Genomic DNA, 18,879 nt, shown 5'->3' on the forward strand with positions numbered 1-18,879 from the left:
GGTGGAAAGGAGACCATGACCACTGATTCCCGGATTATCGAGTTGGGTGGCATCGCCGCCGGGGCGACGCCGGGCACCGCCCCGGTCGTGGCCAGGACCTACACCCATCCCGCCATCGGGAACCGTCGAGTGGTGCGGCTGGTGGGTGTGGGGGCCGTGGCGGTGGAGGATTCCCGTCTCGCAGCCGCGGGATTCGCCCCGGAGGGATCAAGGTCCGTGGGATTCGCTCGCGATGCCGCCATCGGTTTCCCGGCCTGGCCGATCGCCCACGACCCCGCCAACGCCGGGCAGGCCCTGGATCTCGTCGTGGAGCTCAGGAACGCCGAACGCAGGGCACGGAACTCGGCCGGGGACACACGGGATCACCTGACCCGGCTCGCCAGGAGGCTCGCGCGTTCGGTGCCGCATTTCGTACCGACCTTCCTCGAGGAGGCGGGGCGCATTTTCATCAGGGAGGGCAATCCCAAGATGGCGGCCTCTCTTTTCGGGAAGGCCCGCCAGGCCGAGCGAACCCACGCCCTGCCCATCGACGAGGAACGCCACCGCCGGGTCTTCCTGGAGTTCTCCCTTGCCGGGGCCGTCAACGCCAAGGAGCTCTCCGCCGAGGCGCGTTCGTTGCTGGAACGCACAACGCCGAGGGAAGCTCTGGAACGTTTCCTGCAACTCGCCCTTGACCGGGTTAGGGGCGGCCTGCCACCCCACACCCGGCTCGGCTCCGACATACAACTTCTCGTGCGGGCCGCTGGGGTGGACCAGGACGAGGTGGAGCAACGGGTGTGCGCCGGGCTACTCGCCTCACCCACCCTGGGCAGGGCCACCCGGGAGTTCTGGAAAGCCAACCTCGGGTTCTTCACGCGGGTGGCCGTTCGCCGCCCCGAGATCCGGGATGCACTGCTGGAGCTGTCACCCGGCAACGTCGAATCCGATGACTGGATGCTCTTCCTGGAGGCCACCGGCATCGCCGACGAGCTGCGCACCGGAAAACACGACGCGGCCTCCTGGGTGCGGTCCTACCTGGCCCAATACCATTCCCGCCAGCGCAGCGAATACCCGCGGAGGCTGTGCGGGTTGATCCGCGGGCTCCCCGGGCTGCGGGGCGCACCGATCCACTTGGCCGTGGAGATGCGCCGGTTGGAACCCGAACTCCTCGACGCCCTCCTGGAGGCCGGGGCGCGGGTCTCGATCACGAGGACCGGGCATCAGGACCGCCTGGAACTCGACCGGTGGCTGGAGCAACCCGAACGCGGTGAACTCAGTTTCCTGGCCCGCAGCGAACACGCTGACCTGGTCATGCGCAGCCTGGAACGGCGGCTGCGGCGCGGCGATGCGGGAACGCTGCTGTCCCATGAGGGAACCCGGGAGCTGGCCGCCCGCTGGGTCGAATCCGATTCAGCGCCCCCGGAGTTGAGGAGCGAGGTGACCCGGCTGATCGGGCATCTCGGCCAGCCGCAGGGAACCGGCGGAGACGAGTCCGGGCCCACCGGGCCATTCGAGCGGTGGGAGCCGTCGGCGAAGCTGGCCTTCTCGGCGAGTCCTTTCGGTTCAAACCGGCGCATTTCCCGCGCGGACATCGACGCGTTCGCCGGGGCGCTCCGGGGTGATGGCCCGGCGCCGCTGCTGGATCTCTCCGCCCTGTGCCTACCCCTGACCCGCCCGGAGGTTTTCCTGGCCCTGGCGGCCAGCCCCTTGGTTTCCCGGGACCAGGCGGGCGGGGCGGCCAGCCTGCTGGCCTCCATGGTGGACAACGGGCTCTGCTCGCCCCGGAACGTGCTGTACGAATTCGAGTCCCGGAAGGATTTCTCATACCTTTCCGCACGACCCGGCCAGGAAATCGTTGAGCGAGAAACCGGGCGGGACCTCGTCCTGGCCGCCCGCGGCCACGCGCCCACAACCCTGCTGGTTTTCAGCCAGCAGGGCACGGCCCCCGACGAGGTGGCCGGGTCCCCGGCCAGGATCAGGGCGACCGCCGGCACGGTTCCGGGAGAAGCCGTGGTGGCCGCCTTCCAGCAGTTGTTGGCGCGGGGTGCGCCCCCTTGGGATCCGGCCCGGGCGGCGCGCCTGGCGGAGGGAACGGGCTGGTCCCAGACGGCCTCCTCCCTGATGCTGGCCGCGTTGCCGGATCGGCGCCCCTACCGCGACGAGAACCCGGGGTTCGAAAAGGAAATCCGGGAACTGGTGGGATGCACCGCGGCGCAGCTCGCATCTGCCCGCAGGTTCCTCATCGACCTGGACACCGACCTGCTGGTGCGGCTTCTCGTCGCAGGCGCCCGGGATCCGCAGCGCGTGGTCGAAGAAGGTCTCGACGTCGAGGCGATGATCGCGGTCTGGCGCAGCGAATCGGGGAACCGCGTGCTCATTCCGGAGGAAGCACTCGCCGAAGCTGACAAGGCCTTCCGTGCCCCCGGGGGCCACGAGTTGCTTAGGCTCGCCCGGGGCGAGGAAGTGGAGCCGCGGATGACCTCGGGCATGCTCTGGCTCGCCCACCACCTGGAGCGTTCCAACCCGTTGCGTCCCTGGCTGGCCGGGCGCTTCGACGCCCTGAAAACCGCTTGCGCCGGGAGGGGTCACCGTTTCCCCCTCCTGCCGTCCGAGGCCGAGAGCGTGTTCCGCGCCCTCGGCCTGGACCCGGAAGGAGACACCCATCATGCCGGCGCCTGGCACCTGAGAAGGGGCAGGTCCGGTTTCGATCTTCACTGGCACCCCGCTGAGATCACCGACTGGCGGGCGGAACGGGACCTGGTCTCGGGCCTGCCGGACCGGGGCATCATGAGAAAACAACTGATGGATGTGATCTGCGTCATCGAGGGCTTGTTCGACCCCATCGCCGCGGACCTGCGCGTCCTGGAACCGGGATACGGCTTCGATCCGTTCGTGACCGCCCCCGATGCGGTGGCCTCGGCGGCGGCTTCCTGCTGCATCAGCGAGGACGCGGCCCGTTACTTCCTCCAGCTGCTCGCGCTGCCGGGACCCACGGATCGCAACATCGGCACCTGGAACGGCTGGGGCAGGGCGCAACGCTCCCGGGCGGGCGCCGAGTTGCTGAAGCGGGGCCTGGTCGTGGAGGCGAAACGACCCCGGGCGGGCCGCTCCCTTTTCCTTCCGGGCGGGTGGCAGGAGGAGAAGGCCCCAAGTTTTCCGCTGGAGGAGTGGAAGGCGCCGGTGTTCGCCGCCGCCAGGCTCGGTGCCCTTTTCGGCCACGGCGGCCCCCAGCTGCCCCGGGTCCCCGGTGGGCAGTTGTTCCGCGAAACCTGGGAACGCTACGCCTCGGGTGACGTGCCCGGTCCCCGGTGATCACCGGCACCGAGGAACCGGAATGGTGGACGAACCCGATCTCATCCGCTTGAGCTTCCCGGCGCTTCACCGCCTGCCGGCAAACCCCGGAAGGGTGAAGCACCCGCGTGCCCCGGGGCGCCGGTTTTGTCGGGGCCTCCTGCTAGCTTGATCGCACACGTCAGGAAACCCGAGGAGGTCCCCATGGAGCAGGTGCAGCAGGTGCCGCCACCGGAGGTGCGTCACGCCGAGGAGCTGGCCCGGCTCGCCGAGGAGAAGGGACCCCGGCCACCGGGTTGGCTGCTCACCCCGCAGGCGGTGGTGGCCTTCGTCTGCGGCAACGACAGGTTGAAGATCAGCCGGAAGTTCGTGGGGGATGTGTCCCTGGTGGAGAGGTGTGTCATCACCCTGGCTGGTGAGCGGGCGCTGCTGCTGGTGGGGGAACCGGGCACGGCCAAGTCGATGCTGTCCGAGCTGTTGTCGGCCGCGATCTGCGGCACCAGTGGCCTGACGGTCCAGGGCAGCGCGGGCACCACGGAGGACCAGCTCCGCTACGGCTGGAACTACGCGCAGCTGCTGGCCAGGGGCCCCAGCGAGGACGCGCTGGTGGATTCACCGGTGCTGGCGGCCATGCGGACGGGACGGGTGGCCCGGGTGGAGGAGATCACCCGCTGCCTGCCGGAGGTCCAGGACGCGCTGGTTTCGGTGCTCTCGGAACGCCGTCTGGCGGTGCCGGAGCTCGGCGAGTACGCCGTCCACGCCGCCCCGGGTTTCTGTGTCATAGCGACGGCGAACCTGCGGGACCGTGGCGTCTCGGAGATGAGCGCGGCCCTGAAACGCCGTTTCAACTTCGAGGCGGTGGAGCCGATCGCCGACGCGGGCGCGGAGATCGCCCTGGTGATGGAACGCACCCGCCAGGCCCTTGCCGCGGCGGGCGCCGGATCCAAGGTCGACGAGGTGGTGGTCGAAACCTTGGTGACGGCGTTCCGGGAGTTGCGTTCCGGGGTGAGCCAGGAGGGCTGGGCGGTGGAGAAACCGTCTACGGTGCTGTCCACCGCCGAGGCCGTGGCCATCTCCGGTTCCATCGCGCTGGCCGGGGCGTTCTTCCCGCACGCCCGCGACGGGGTGCGTCTGATCCCGGGACAGCTCCTCGGCGCTGTCCGCAAGGACGATTCGGAGGACGGCGCGCGTCTGCTCGCCTACTGGGATTCCGTCGTGAAGCGCCGCGCCGCCGATGGCCGCCACACGTGGGTGCAGCTCTGGGAGCAGCGGCACGTGCTCGAAGCATGACCACGGAAACCGAGCTCGCGGAGCTGACCGGCTGCCGGGCTCCGTTCCTGATCGGGATCAGGCACCACTCCCCCGCCATGTCGGTGGCCACACCCCACCTGTTGGAGGGGTTCGCGCCGGACGTGCTGGCCGTCGAACTGCCCGCGGAGGCCGCCGATTGGCTGGACTGGCTCACCCATCCCGAGGCCGTAGCTCCGCTGGCCATGGCCTTCAGCCGGGGCGAGGGGCTCAGCTTCTACCCGTTCGCGGACTTCTCCCCGGAGCTGGTGGCGCTGCGCTGGGCGCGGGCCAACTCGGTGCCGGTGGTCTGCCTGGACCTTCCGGTCACGGCCCCGGAACCCGAGGAGGCAGTCGAGGAATCCCCCGGCGATTCCCGGGGCCGCGACGCCCTGTTCGCACGGGCCCGGGCAAATGACACCCAGGAGGCCTGGGACCGGCTCGTCGAGGCCCCGGCTCCCGGCTCCGCCCCGGAACAGCTGCGGGTCGCGGCACTGGCCCACGGCTGGGCGCTCCGCAGGGCGGAGGGCAGGATCGACGCCCACACCCGGGCCCGGGAGGAAAGGATGAACCGGGTGCTGGGCCGGGAATTGTCGGCGGGCCGCCGGGTGGCGGCGATGGTCGGTTCGTTCCATGCCGCCGCCCTGCTGGCCCCGGAACCCGGCCCTCTCGACGCCGCCGGCCCCGATGTGGCGGGCTGCCTGGTGCGCTACACCTTCGCTCAGCTGGACTCCCGTTCAGGCTATCCCGCCGGCATCCGTGACCCCGGCTGGCAGCAGGTGGTCCTCGCCTCGGAACTGGCCCCCGGCGGTCTCCGTGACGAGGCCACCCGGCTGATCACGGAAATCACCCGGCGGCTGCGTGCCGCCGGGCATCCCGCCGGCCCCGGGGAGGCTGCCGAGACGACGCGGATGGCCCTCGACCTGGCGGCCCTGCGGGGGCTGGCGGCCCCGTCGCGCCGGGAACTGATCGAGGCGGCCACCACTGTGCTGGCCCAGGGGGAGGTGCTGGGGCGGGGCCGGGTGGTGGCCGAGGCCCTGGAGCAGGTGCTGATCGGGGATCGTTCCGGCCAGGTGGCACCCGGAACGCCCGTCTCGGCGCTGCGGGCGAATATCCTGGCAGAGTTGGAGGCCCTGCGGATTCCCCTGGAAAAGAACGAACAGCTGTATCTCGAACCGCTGCGCAACCCCCGGGACCTGCGCCGCCACGTGCTGCTGATGCGCCTGTTCACCGGCGGCGTCACCTTCGCCTCCCCCGTCAGCCAGGGTCTGTCTCGCGGGGCGGAGATGGTGGGGCTGAGCTGGGATCTGAGGTGGAGTACGGCGACGGAGGCCAGCATCGAGCTGGCCGCGCCACGCGGCCTGACCCCCGAGCAGGTGGCGGCGACGGTGCTGCTCACCCGGAAGGTCGAAACCCCCCAGGAGGCCACGGCGCTGCTGACCGAGGCCGCCGGGTGCGCCCTGGAATCGGCGATGGAACGGGCCTTCCGGCTCGTGGGCCCGCTGGCCGGGCGGGTCGGTTTCACGGATGCCGTCGCGCTGTCGGTCGCTCTCGCGGAGGTGGCATCGTCGCACATTCCCGGGGCCTCGCTGCTGCCGGAGCAGCAGCGGATGCGCGCCGCCGAGCTGCGCGACGAGTTCACCTCCGCCGCGGTGCGGGAACTACGCGGCATCCGCGGTTCCGACGATCCCGAGGACGCCAGGGCCTTGGCGGTCTTCGTCGCTCAGGGCGGTTCCCACGCCCTGAGCCTCGGGCACGCCCTGGAGCAACTCGCCGGGGACGGTTCCCCCCTCATGCAGGGGGCGGCCGCCGGGTTGCTGCTGGACGACGATTCCGCCGGCCGGGTGGCGTCTTGGCTGGACGCCCCCACCCCGGATGCGCGCCGGGCCCTGCGCCGGAGGCTGGTCGGGTTGCTGACCACTGCGCTGCCCCGCTTCGACTCGTCCCCGGCGACGATCGCCCTGGTGGATCGGGTGGGCGGCATCCCCGACGACGAGTTCGTCTCCCTGCTGCCCGCGCTGCGGGGCGGCTTCGATGTCCTGCCCGAGCAGGCACGGGAGGCCCTCCTGACCGACCTGGCCCGCGAACTCGGGCGTGCCCGTGACCTGGTGCTGAGCCCCGAGGAGACCCTGGCCGCCACCCGCTACGACACCGCGGCCCGTGACCGCCTGGCCGCTCTCGGGCTGGCCGATCTGGCCTTCCCTCCGGCGGAACGGTGGCGGCTGGTGCTGGGCACCGAACGGGAAAGGCTGTCGCACCGGGGCCGCCGGATGGCCTCCGCCCTGGACGAGTTGTACGGCCGCCCGGACTCGGACTCCCTGGACGGCGGGCGGCGGGGCTCCGGGAACGGTCCGTCGCAGCTGGGGGTGCGGCAGTGGCGGGACGAGATCGAGGTCCTCTTCGGTGAGCACGAGGTGCAGGAGATATTCGGACAGGCCGCCGCGAGGGGACGCGGCGACGTGGTGGAGCGGCTCGATCCGGATTCGGTGCGCCCGTCGGTGGACCTGCTGGCCACCGCCCTGTCGCTGCGGGGGGCGCTGCCGGAGGCGCGGCTGGCGAGGCTGCGTCCCCTGGTGGCCCGGCTGGTGAAGGAGCTGGGCGCGGAGCTGGCGATCCGGCTGCGCCCGGCCCTGAGCGGCTTGGCGACGGGCCGCCCCACCCGGCGTCGCACCGGGAGTCTGGATCTGGATCGCACCATCCGGGGCAACCTGCGGCACGTGGTTCCCCTCGACGGGCGACCCCAGGTGGTGCCCGTCCATCCCGTGTTCCACGCCCCGATGGCGCGCGACATCGACTGGCACCTGATCGTGCTGGTGGACGTGTCGGGTTCCATGTCGGAATCGGTGGTCTATTCGGCCCTGACCGCGGCGATCCTCGCGGAGTCGCCCGCTCTCGACGTCGATTTCCTGGCGTTCAGCACCGAGGTGCTGGACTTCACCGGCCACGTCCACGATCCCCTGGCGCTGCTGTTGGAGGTCTCGGTGGGGGGAGGCACGGACATCGCATCCGCGCTGCGGGTGGCTCGATCACGGGTGAGGGTGCCCTCCCGCACCCTGCTGGTGTTGATCAGCGATTTCGAGGAGTTCGGTTCCGACGTCCCCCTGCTGGCCGAGGTGGAGGCCCTGGCCACCTCCGGGGTGACGCTGCTTGGCTGCGCGGCCCTGAACGACACCGGCACCGGCGTCTACAACGCGGGGATCGCGGCAAGGGTGGCCGGCGCCGGGATGCGAGTCGCCGCGGTCTCGCCGCTGGATCTGGCGCGCTGGGTCGGCGCCGTGATCAGGGAGGGGTCGCGATGAGGATCTCCCCCGCGCTGATGGCGTCCATCACCGATTCGCTCGCCCCGCGGGTCCGCAGGCGGGTGGACGCCCTGCTGGCCGATCCGGTGCTGATCGGTCCCGAGATCGGTTTCGGGAACGCGACGGTGCGTCTGGCGGACGTGGAGGTCGCCACATCGGAGGAACACATCACCTGTAACTGTCTGCTGTCCCCCGGTTGCGCCCATCGGGCGGCCGTCGCGCTCAGTCTGGAGGTGGCCGACGACGAGACCCCGGCCGCCCCGTCGATCGACCTGCGCAACCCGGCGGAGCGGTTGCGTAGGCTCGCGGAGGAGGCCGCCCGGGCCGGTGCGCGCGCCATCACCTGGGAGCAGTCGGCCACCGCCGACCTGGCCTGGGAGCACCTGACCGAGGTGCTGCTGAGGGGCGCGGGAAGGCTGGGGGCCGCCCAGCGCGCGGGCCTGGCCGCCGACCTGCACCGGATGCGCGTCCACGGGCTGGTCGTCGCGGACCGGGCGTTGACGGGTTTCGTGCGTTCCCTCGGCCAGGCCCCGGGCCCCCGGGTGGCGGCGTTCTCCGCGGCCCTGTTGAACCTGCACCGGCTGCGCGGGCTGGCCGACGGGCAGGACGCCGACGAGCTGCTGGGCAGACCCCGGCAGCCGTACCAGGACATCGGCGGGCTCACGCTGACGCCGCTGTTCGCGGAACCGGTGATCACCGCCTCGGGGTTCGCCGGCACGCAGGTCACCTTCCAGGACCAGTGGAAAAACACCTGGTCGCTGGCCCGGGTGTGCCCCGGCACCGCCCGCGACATCGCAGCCCGCTACGAGGCCGGGGAGGCCTGGGGCGGGATCAGCGAGTCCCCCTTCACCCTGTCCCGGCACCGGCTGCTGGTGGCGGACGCAACGGCCCGGCTCGACGGCCGCCTGGGCGGTGGGAAGCAGGTCCGGGCCGCCGTGCAGGCCCCCTGGAGCGCATGGAAGAACGTCCCGGAAGGTTTCGAGGTGGTCTCGGGCGGGATCGAAGCCGGCGACAGGCGCGGGCTGCTCGTCGCCGGGCGGCGGCTGGAGCTGCTTCCCGCCGCCCGGGTGCTGAGGGCCGGGCTGGCCACGGAACTGTTCGGCGCCGCCACCGGTACCTTCGTCACCTGCCTGGCGCGCGGGAATCAACTGCTGGGCCTGAGCGCATCGGCCGAAGGCCTGATCCGGATCCCCGGATCCCTGGGTGGGCTCTGGTGGCCGGGCCTGGACGCGGTGACGCGATCCTGGGTTGGGAATCTTCCCGCTCTCCCCGATGATCCCGAACCCGGGGACGTCACCAGTTGGACAGTTGATTCGCCGCAGGTGACGGAGACCACGAGGCGCTGGTGCGAGCGGGTCCTGGACGCCGGGCCCGGCGTCCTTTCCTCGCCGCTGCTGGCGAAGGACACGGCCTGGCTCAAGGCGGCCGGGGCACCCTTCGCCTCCCGGCTGCTCACTGATCTGGCGGAGGCCACGACGCGGGGCCAACGCCGGTTCGACGGCACCTGGGCGCAGGACCCGGACGCCCTGGCCCGGGCCTGGTTGCGGCTCAGCGAGTATTGAACTGACACGAAAACTTGCGGAGGGGCCAGACCCATCCAGCCACAGGCCCCTCCTCCAGGACGCACCCCCGCGTCATTTACGCCGTGGGTCCGACGCGGTCTCCCGTCCGTTTTCCGGTGCCGATGGCGCCGGAAAACGGACGGGAGAACCAGAATCGGCCCCCGGCTCGCTGCCGTTCAGGTTCCTTTCCGAAGGTCCACCGGTTCCCGTGTGAACCACCGGTGCACCCGCGAGGACGGTCGACGGGCCACGCATGGCGGCCACCCCCATGGCGACCATGCACGCACCCCACGTGTCGGCCTGTTTCCCCATCCCGGAATCCCCCTGAACTCACTCGCGTGAATCGGCAGCGCGTTGAAGCTATCAGGAAAATTTGTCCTCCGAAAGGACGACAATGACCGGTTACTTGCCGAACGGCCAAGCGGTTGGAGGGGCGGGATTCCTCGGGCAGAGCTGAATCCCACCCCCCACAGGGGGCGCGACGCGCCATTGCGCCGCCTGCCGCGGGGGGACGCGGCTCTCCACCCCCAGGGCGCACAAGGCGCCCCGTTCCAGTGGCTCACCGAGGAGCCGGAATCATTGGTTGAAATCATTTTCCCGGGACAGGATTGGATCGTCATGGTCGCGGGCAGTTCCAGCTCTTCCCGGGGATTTCAATTCTCGATCGTCACGGTTCAGGGATTCCACGCGTCATCCGAGACGGCTTCCCGTCGGGGATGAATTGCGCGGGATAATTCTGACCCAGCGGGGAAAGGGATGGCATCACCCGCCGGGCAGACCCCGGGTTCGCGTTTGCACTGGATTCTTCACGTTTCGCACCCGGCATTGCCTTTCCCCGGGAAAGATGGCATTGACCCGGGCAAGAGCTCCTGCCGGACCTTTTCCCCACACCCCGGGCCACCGCACCGGTACGGGGGCGAGAAAATATCTGCGTTCCGGAGAAACCCCGGGTTGGATGCCGCGACGACACCGGACCGGGTCATTTCCGGCCCTCCCGTTTTCCTGCGGGGTATCCGGCGTACCTGCCGACCAGCGCGCCGGCCACCGCGACCACGCCCAGCAGCCCCGCCACCAGGCCGGGCTGGGCCGGTTCCTCGGTATTCGCGCCCTGAGAGCCCGGGGTGCCCTGCCTCTGCTGGTTGGATACGAGCGCCCCGGGGGCCGTCCCCGGGGAGACGGGCACGGCCCGCTCGCCAGTTCCGGGGAGGAGAAACCAGAACAATTCGGCCGCGGCCTCCTGACGCACACCGGAAGCCGGGGAATCGTTCGCCACGGAAACCGGAAGAACAAAAGAATTTTCCCGGGAGTGAATCCTCCCGCCACTCACGAGGAAAGCATGCCCCCCTTTCTGGATTCCGGAAGAGTTCGTTTCCCACTCGCCGCGGGACGCCTTCCTCACCGAGGCCACGCCGGCCTGAAGGTTCGATACCGGCGGATGGTTTTGGAAAACGTCGCCCTCATCGTCACCCACCCGGGGGGATTGAATGCTCGGAGAGACGCGAATAACGTTCCTGGATGCGAGTCTTTCCCCGGTATCCACGGGATTCAACCACAGACCCAGCCGGCTCCCCGAGACGGTAGATTCCCCATGCCGTTCCGCCTCCCCCGGAGCGATCCTGCTCTCGGTGACGACCCACGTCCCGACAACCGAAATTGCAACCAGAACACCGGCCGCGATCATTCCCGGAAGGCCACCGGATCTGCGGACATTGCGTTTGCCCCCGAACTTCAACCCGCCCCCATCTCTCCAAGGAGTTGAAACTTTGAACGGCACGCACCCTAACAGAAGTTATCCGTTTCCGCACGGGCGACGCTTGAAAACTCTGGCCGTTCGTCCAGGAAACCCCGTGTTTTCGGCCCGAAAGTCAATCTGGAGGAGCGACAGCAATGAGCAAATATTTTGCTCATTGCCTGTTGAATGGGAAATGACTGGGGTTTTTGCGAAGACATGGGCCAAAGCGCACGGACGTCGACGAATGACTGGATCGATTGCCCGGCCCTGATGAACTCCGGAGCCGAATACGTGATCCCATCAGTGGGACCAGCCTCAGCCGTCGGCCCTGACGTTCGGGTTGCCGGTCCTGGCCCGGCCGCCCGCCGTGCAGCCGGATTCCACGGGGAGTACGGTCTCGGCCGGGACCGTGCTGGCGGCGTCGTTGCTTGTAGGTCACGGTCCGGCAGTCGGTACGCCAGGTCGCGTTCCAGCACAAAGGGATGTGGTTGGGAAACCGGTACAGGGTCACCTCGCCCGGTTTGACGGCCAGGGTGGGGCCGGGAACGGATCGTCGATCACCCATCGGCCGCTCATCCCGGTCTGATTCCAGACGTGGGTGGCGCCGCCGGGCAGAAATCCCCGGCATCGCACGATGTACCGCGCACCCGCGCAGGCGTAGCGGTTCGGCGGGTTTCCCTCATCTCCATCTTTGGCACATTGATGAAGAACAAGATTCCGATGCGACATCCGGGAAAACTCTCGTTGTCGTTTCCAAAGCGATCGGGCCCCGATCCCAGAGGGGATCGGGGCCCGATCAGCACAGGCGCGGGATCAGGAGCCGGTCTTCGGCAGACCCGGTTTCACCGGAACGGGCTTGGCCGGGGTCACCGTGGGGGTCGGGGTGACCGAGGGACTCGGCGTGGGCGCGGCCGGGACATCGCAGACGGGCGCCTTGAGCTCGCCGGTGAATACGGCGGTCTTGGCGTCGATCCGTTTCCAGCCCTCCGGCATCGGGCCACCGAACTCGTGGCCGTCCTGGGCGGTGGCGGTGACGGTGACGTTCACCTTGCCGTCAGCGACCTTGATCTCCGGTTTGCCGTAGGTGACCCCGGGGGTTTCGGCCACCTTGACGGTGGGCTGCGACGGGGTCGTGGAACCCGGTTTGCAGACGCCGGGATCGATGGTGGGCGCCACGGGGAGGTCACACGCGAGCTGGGTGATGGTCTTGGTGTAGGTGACCACACCGTTGACGACTTTCCAACCCTCGGGCAGCTTGTCGGTGTCGATCCGGTAGCCGGGTTTCGCCGTGGCGGTGACGACGACGGTGACCTGGCCGTTGCTGCTGGTGACCTGGGGTTCGCTGTAGTCGATCTCGTCGGTGTCCTCGACACCGGTCACCGACGGCGGCACCGGGGTCGTGGAGTCGACGGGGCACACCTGCGCACCGACGGTGGGAATCACGGGGGTGACGGTCTTCACGCAGTTCGGCTGGGTGATGGTGGTGGTGAAGGTGTAGGTGCCGTCACCGTTGGCCTTCCAGCCTTCCGGCAGGTGCTGGTCATCGATCTCCTTGCCCGATGCGGGGGTGGCGGTGACCTCGACGGTCACCTTGTCACCGGAGGTGGTGAGCTTCGGGGCGGAATAGGTGATGCCGTCGGTCTCGCCCACCTTGACGGTGGGTTCGGAGGGCTCGCTGGAACCCGGCTTGCACACGCCGGGGGTGACCTCGACCGGGGCCAGTTTCGGGTTCACGTGGTTGGTGAGGGAAACCTCGACGGTCTTGAGGCCCTCGACGGTGACCTGGGCGCTGTTGGCGTCGGGAACCCCGTCCTTGACGCCCTGACCCGAGAACACCGGGTCGCCGTAGTCGATGTCGCCGCCGGCGGGAACCTTCTCGGTCAGGGTGACCACGGTGCCGTTCGGGACGTTGTTGAGGGTTTCGAGGGTGCCGTCGGCCTTCACAGCCAGCTCGCCGCTGCGCGTCTGGCCCTTGTACTGGTAGGACCAGGCCACCGGGTAGGTGGTGTCGCCGGAGACCTGGCCACCCACGACCGTCTTCTTCACGGCGAGATGCCCGACGGTGTCACCGGAGCCGGTGCCGCCGCCCGAGACGTTCTTGACCGCGGTCGCGGTGCGCTGCTCGGCATCCACGGTGGCCTTGTTGGTGTACTGCGCCCCGGGGGCGATGGTCCCCTCGGTCTTCACCCGCATGTCAAAGATGAAGATCCGGTCGGATTGGAAGTTCTGGCCCTTGTTGTCGATGACGGCCTTGACCACATTCTTGTCCTCGTCGTGGGTGAGGGTCAGCGACGGGGTGGTGGAGTTGTCAATTTTGTGGAGGCAGCTCGGGGCATAGGTTTCGTTCCAGCACTCCGGGGTGTTGGGAATCCAATAGATGTTCGGGCTGCCCTCGGCCAGGGTCAACTTGGTGCCCTCCACCCGGTAGGTGTCGGTGATGGTCATACGGGAACGGTCGGCGACCTTGGAGCCGGGAACCACGATCCGCCAGTGGATGGCGGTCTGGTCATCGCCGGGGAACCAACCGGACTTGAAGGTCACGGTGGGAAGCGTGGGGTTGTAGCCGATGCCCTTCTGCCCACCGGGAAGCGGCACCTCGGCCTTGACGCCGTTGCGGAGGACGAAGGTGAGCTTGTCAGCATCGGTGCGCTTGACCACCTGGGCCCGCACCCACAGCGATCCGCCGACGTTGTTCTTGCCCTCGACGTTGGCGTTCAGGGTGCAGGTGACCTCGCCCCTCGCCACCTCGCAGGTGCCGTAGGTCAGCGGATCGCCGTCCTTGCCCTTCAGCTCGAAGCTTCCGACGGTGCCGTCGAGTTCCCCGGGCAGGCCGAGTTTGAAGGTGTCCCCAGCTTTTCCGGTGCCGTCGGGAATCCTCCAGTTCGCGTCGATCCTGATGGCGGTCCAGAGGTAGAGCTTGGAACTCTCCTCGTCGACCCTCGTGATGCGGATGCTTCCCGGATCGATGGCGTCCACCTCGGTGGCCTGCGCAGCAGGACTCCCGACGACCAGACCGGCCACGCCGATCAGGAATGCGAGCAGGAAAGCCATCGGCCTCCACTCGCTGCGAGGTTTGATCCTCTTCAACACGTAGTTTCCCTCCCAAATCATGCTTGTGCTTCTTGTCCTCCGATCGGCTGACCACTCGGGGGCTGACGAACGTTAACACAAGTTGGTCGGGATTCACACCATTAGGACATTCGCAGGCTGGGCGGGACCCTTGCTTTCGTCACACACAAGCCTTTTTGGCGACCACTCATGAGCGACCACCCCGGGATCTTCTCCGTCGCGTCACAGCCCGGAAACAGGCGCTTGAAACGCAAAGGTCCGGCCGTTCGCCGTCCAGGCCCCGGGGAACATCTCGAGAACTCGCCACAATCGACTTAGGCAACCCTCAGAAATCGTTTCGCCGAGGTTGCCGAAACGAAAGAAACGAAAGGAGGTACCGCAAGAGGAGATACCGCAAGGTCACCACGCAGTCGAGAACGCGGCCCCGGAGGGTTCTCCCGGCCCCGGGCACACGCGCAGCCGCCGCGGCGTGGTGCCGCCGGCCCTCGCTGCGGGCCGGGGTGGTCGTGGACCGCAAGCCCGCCCCGTTTCCGGCAGGTCCGGCCCACGGCGGCGCCGCGACTCCGGCCAGCCGGGACCTGGCCTGATTTCCTGCGGGCGGGATCAGGCGGAACGCTTCACCAGGTCGTCGCAGACCTGGAGCAGCAGCTGTTTCGCATCCCCCTCGGGAAGTGGCGCCAAGTGTTGCCTCGCCAGATCGGCGTGGCGGCAAACCTCGGCCCTCGCCTTCTCGACGACGGGATGGGCGCGCAGCACCGCCAACGCCTCCGCGAGGGCCGCGTCGTCGCTCAGGTCCCCCGCGAGAAGGTCCTTCAGGGGCTGGTCCGCTGGGTCGCGGGAGGCCTCTAGCAGCAGCGTCGGCAGCGTCGGTACCCCCTCGCGCAGGTCCGTGCCCGGGGTTTTGCCGGTGACGTCGCTGGTGATGTCGATGATGTCGTCGCTCAGCTGGAACACCAACCCGATTTCCTCGCCGTAGGCCGCCAGGGCTTCCCGAATGCTTTGCGGGGCGCCCGCGATCATCGCCCCGAACAGCGCGGAGGCGGCGATCAGGGAGCCCGTCTTGTCGGCGATAACCTGCAGGTAGTGTTCCAGCGGCGCTTCACCCGTCCCCGGGCCGCGGGTCTCCGCTATCTGTCCCTGCACCAGCCGGGTGAAGGTCTCCGCCTGGAGCCGCACGTAGTCGGCGCCGAGGTCCGCCACCAGGATCGACGCCTTCGCGAACAGATAGTCGCCGATCAGGATCGCGATGGAGTTGCCCCACCGGGAGTTCGCGGACGGCGCGGAACGGCGTACATCGGCCTCGTCCATGACATCGTCGTGGTAGAGGCTCGCGACGTGGGTCAGCTCCATCACGAGGGCGGCTTTGAGTAGCTGCTCCTCATCCACCTCACCACCGAACCCCGATGCGAGATACACCAGCTGGGGCCGGAACCGTTTTCCCCCGGCAGCTATCAGGTGGCTGGCGGCCTCGGTTACGAACGGGGAGTCAGCCACGGCGACCTGCCGCAGCCGCTCCTCGAAGCGGATTGAGAGGGCTTCGATGTCGAGGGTCAAGATGACTCCAGGGGTCAGCGGATGAACTGGGCGGCTCCAGCCGCCAGATCAAGAATGCTACCCGGAACCAAACCGAGAACGATCGTCGCCACAGCGGACACGGCGACAACGATCCAGGTCCACCCGGAGGCCCCGGCCACCCTGCCCTGTTGGCCGCGTTCGGGTTCCTTGAACCACATCGCCACCACGACCTTCAGGTAGAAGAAGGCGGCCACAAGGCTCGCGATCACCGCGACCAACACCAACCAGCCGTATCCGCCCTGCCAGGCGGCGGCGAATACCACCAATTTGCCGACGAAACCCGCGGTCAGCGGGATACCGGCGAAACTGAGCAGGAACAAGGTCATGACCCCTGCAACGAACGGGCTGGTCCGGCCCAGCCCCCGCCAGGCGGCGATCCCGTTCGCCTCTCCCCCGGCGCGCCGGACCATCGTGATGATCCCGAACCCACCGAGGGTCGCGAAGCCGTAGGCCAGCAGGTAGAAGGAAATCGACCCGACCGACGAGACACCGCCCTTGGCCGTGGCACCCACGGCGGCGACGAAACCCGCCAGGATGAACCCGGCGTGGGCGATCGAGGAGTAGGCCAGCAGGCGTTTGATGTCCTGCTGCACCAGGCCCACCACCGCACCGACCACCATGGTCGCCACCGCGACGGTGGCGATGATCGGCTGCCAGTCCCAGCGCGCCCCACCCAGGGCCACGTAGAACACCCGCAGCAGCGCGGCCACGGCGGCCGTCTTGGTGGCGATCGCCATGAAACCGGTCACTGGGGTCGGGGCGCCGGTGTAGACATCCGGGGTCCAAGTGTGGAACGGTACCGCACCCACCTTGAACAGCAGCCCGACGGCCAGCATCACCAGGCCGGCCAGCAACAGCACCGGCGGAGACTCATCGGTGACGATGGCCTGCGCCACACCGGCGTAGGAGAAAGTACCCGCGTAGCCGTACAGCAGCGCCACACCGAACAGGAAGAACGCAGAACTGAACGCGCCGAGCAGGAAGTACTTCAGCGCGGCCTCCTGGCTCAGCCAACGGCGGCGCCGCGCCATCCCGGAGAGCAGGTACAGCGGCAGGGAGAAGATCTCCAGGGCGACGAACAGCGTCAGCAGGTCGTTGGCGGCCGCGAACAGCAGCATCCCGAACAGCGCGAACAGGATCAGCGGGAAGATTTCGGTGTGTTCGCGGTGCTGGCGTTCGGCTTCCCGCTCCAGCGGCGACCCCGGTACGGTGGCGGCGGATGCGGCGAAGGCCGACACCCCGCCCGCGACGGCGCGTTCGGCGAACAACGCAACCCCACCCAGGCCGACCAGCAGCAGCAGCGACCAGAAGAAGTACGTCGGCCCGTCCACGGCGATGCTTCCGGGAGCGACAATCTTGAAGTCCCCACCCACCCAGTTGTACGCGGTGAACCCCATGGCAGCGAGAACCGTCAGTATCGCCAGCCCCGTCTGCGCGGGGTAGCGGTACTCGCGGGGAACCACGGCCTCGAGGAGCACCCCCAGGGTGGCGCCGACCAGCAGCACGATCAGGGGTGCCTCGAGCATCCACTCCATGACCGGAACGGTGATCTCAAGCGGGCTCATCAGTTCTCTCCCTGGATCGTGGGGGCGGGATCGGTCTCGCCGACGGTTTGCATCACATTGCGTGCCGCATCATCGGCCACCTGGAGCAGAGGCCTCGGGAAGAAACCGAAGAAGATCAGCAGCACCAGCAACGGCGCCACCGCGAGGCGTTCACGCAGGTTCAGGTCCGTGGAGACGTGTTTGCGCACGTCGTCGGGCACGGGACCGGTCATGGTTCTCTTGTAGACGGTGAGCACGTAGGCCGCGGCCAGCACCATTCCGAGGGTGAGCACCGCGGTGTGCACCGGGTAACGCTGCCAGGAACCGGCCATTACCAAGAACTCCGAGACGAAGCTGGACATGCCGGGCAGGGCGAGCACCGACAGTCCCGACAGCAGCAGGAAACCGGCCAGCACCGGAGCGGTTTTCTGCACCCCGCCGTAGGCCTCGATGGCGGCGGTGCCGCGGCGTTTCACGAGGAAACCGACTACCAGGAACATCGCTGCCGTGGAGAAACCGTGGTTCAGCATGTAGAAGATCGACCCGCTCAGCGACTGCGTGGTAAGAGCGAACACCCCGAACACCATGAAACCGAAGTGGCTGACGGATGTGTAGGACACGAACCGCAGCAGGTCGGGGCTGCCGAGCGCCATGAGGGCGCCGTAGAACATCGAGACCATCGCCCACACCAGGATGACCGGCGTGGCCCAGTGCGAGGCCTCGGGGAAGATCGTCAAACAGATCTTGATCATCCCGAAAGTGCCGATCTTGTCGAGGATGCCCACCAGCATCGTCGACGAACCGGCGGTGGCCTGCTCGGCGGTGTCCGGCAACCAGGTGTGCAGACCGGCCATCGGCGCCTTCACCGCGAACGCGAAGAAGAAGGCCGCGAACAGCCAGTGGCCGATACCGCCCCCCAGGTCGAGGGCCATCAGGTCGCGGATCAGGAAGCTGGGTTCCCCCGCCCCCGCGGAGACCGCGTACAACCCGGCGACACCGACCAGCATCACCAGCCCACCGGCCAGCGAGAACAGCAGGAATTTCACGGCCGCCGCGGCCCGTTCCGGCCCGCCGAAACCCGAGACCATGAAGTACATCGGGATCAGCGTGGCCTCGAACATCACGTAGAACAGCAGCACGTCGCTGGCCAGGAACACCAAGAGGGAGAGCCCTTCGAGGGCCAGGGCTAGGGCGAAGAAGGTCCGAGTCGACCAGCGGGCGCCCTCCGCGTCGCCGACATGCCACTCGGCGATCAGCACCAACGGGGTGAGGATCACGGTCAGCAGCACCATGACGGCACTCATGGGGTCCAGTTCCAGGGCATAGAAGGCCCCGATCACCCGGATCCACGGCAGCGTCTCCGACAGGTGGGTGCCGAGCCCCAGGACGAAGACGAACACACCGAGAGCGGTGGTGGCGAACGCGAAACACAGGCCGACGACGCGGGCGGCTGCGCCGCGCACGCACGTCAGGACCAGGGCGCCGAGCAGTGGCAGCAGCGCGAGGATGCTCAGGAGGGGAATCGAGTCGTTGATCACGTG

General features: G+C 68.5%; 9 protein-coding genes. 4 read left to right on the top strand and 5 right to left on the bottom strand.

Features of this window, described 5'->3' with window-relative positions:
• Positions 1-15 precede the first annotated feature (15 nt).
• The 4 genes from EL272_RS11385 (at position 16) to EL272_RS11400 (ending at position 9,418) form a co-directional block, all read left to right on the top strand.
• The gene (locus tag EL272_RS11385) at positions 16-3,291 is read left to right on the top strand and encodes a hypothetical protein (RefSeq protein ID WP_061787940.1); all 3,276 of its coding nucleotides are present in this window, start codon (positions 16-18) and stop codon (positions 3,289-3,291) included.
• Positions 3,292-3,474: 183 nt separating this feature from the next.
• Positions 3,475-4,560, top strand: coding sequence for an ATP-binding protein (locus tag EL272_RS11390; protein WP_061787941.1), 1,086 nt, complete (start codon positions 3,475-3,477; stop codon positions 4,558-4,560).
• Positions 4,557-7,856 carry a DUF5682 family protein gene (locus EL272_RS11395; RefSeq protein ID WP_061787942.1) on the top strand — a complete coding sequence of 1,100 codons (3,300 nt, stop codon included), beginning with the start codon at positions 4,557-4,559 and terminating at the stop codon, positions 7,854-7,856. Before EL272_RS11390 ends, EL272_RS11395 begins: the two co-directional genes overlap by 4 nt.
• Entirely contained in the window at positions 7,853-9,418 is a 1,566-nt protein-coding gene (locus EL272_RS11400) for an SWIM zinc finger family protein (RefSeq protein WP_061787943.1), read from the top strand. Before EL272_RS11395 ends, EL272_RS11400 begins: the two co-directional genes overlap by 4 nt.
• Before the next feature lie 979 nt (positions 9,419-10,397).
• On the opposite strand, the gene EL272_RS11405 is transcribed toward EL272_RS11400, so the two are convergent.
• From EL272_RS11405 to EL272_RS11425, 5 genes are all read right to left on the bottom strand, one after another.
• Complete coding sequence (locus EL272_RS11405) at positions 10,398-10,691, bottom strand: hypothetical protein (protein WP_126409436.1); 294 nt, start codon at positions 10,689-10,691, stop codon at positions 10,398-10,400.
• A gap of 1,272 nt (positions 10,692-11,963) precedes the next feature.
• Positions 11,964-14,261: an Ig-like domain-containing protein gene (locus EL272_RS11410; protein ID WP_061787945.1), complete on the bottom strand. Its 2,298-nt coding sequence runs from the start codon at positions 14,259-14,261 to the stop codon at positions 11,964-11,966.
• 561 nt (positions 14,262-14,822) lie between these two features.
• Complete coding sequence (locus EL272_RS11415; RefSeq protein WP_082793873.1) at positions 14,823-15,773, bottom strand: polyprenyl synthetase family protein; 951 nt, start codon at positions 15,771-15,773, stop codon at positions 14,823-14,825.
• Positions 15,774-15,787: 14 nt separating this feature from the next.
• Entirely contained in the window at positions 15,788-17,359 is a 1,572-nt protein-coding gene (gene nuoN, locus EL272_RS11420; protein WP_014847362.1) for an NADH-quinone oxidoreductase subunit NuoN, read from the bottom strand.
• Positions 17,359-18,876, bottom strand: a complete 1,518-nt coding sequence (locus EL272_RS11425; RefSeq protein ID WP_014847363.1) for an NADH-quinone oxidoreductase subunit M — start codon at positions 18,874-18,876, stop codon at positions 17,359-17,361. The genes nuoN and EL272_RS11425 overlap by 1 nt, the downstream gene beginning before the upstream one ends.
• Positions 18,877-18,879 lie beyond the last annotated feature (3 nt).

The sequence above is a fragment of the Arachnia propionica genome, assembly GCF_900637725.1.
Lineage (GTDB): Bacteria > Actinomycetota > Actinomycetes > Propionibacteriales > Propionibacteriaceae > Arachnia > Arachnia propionica.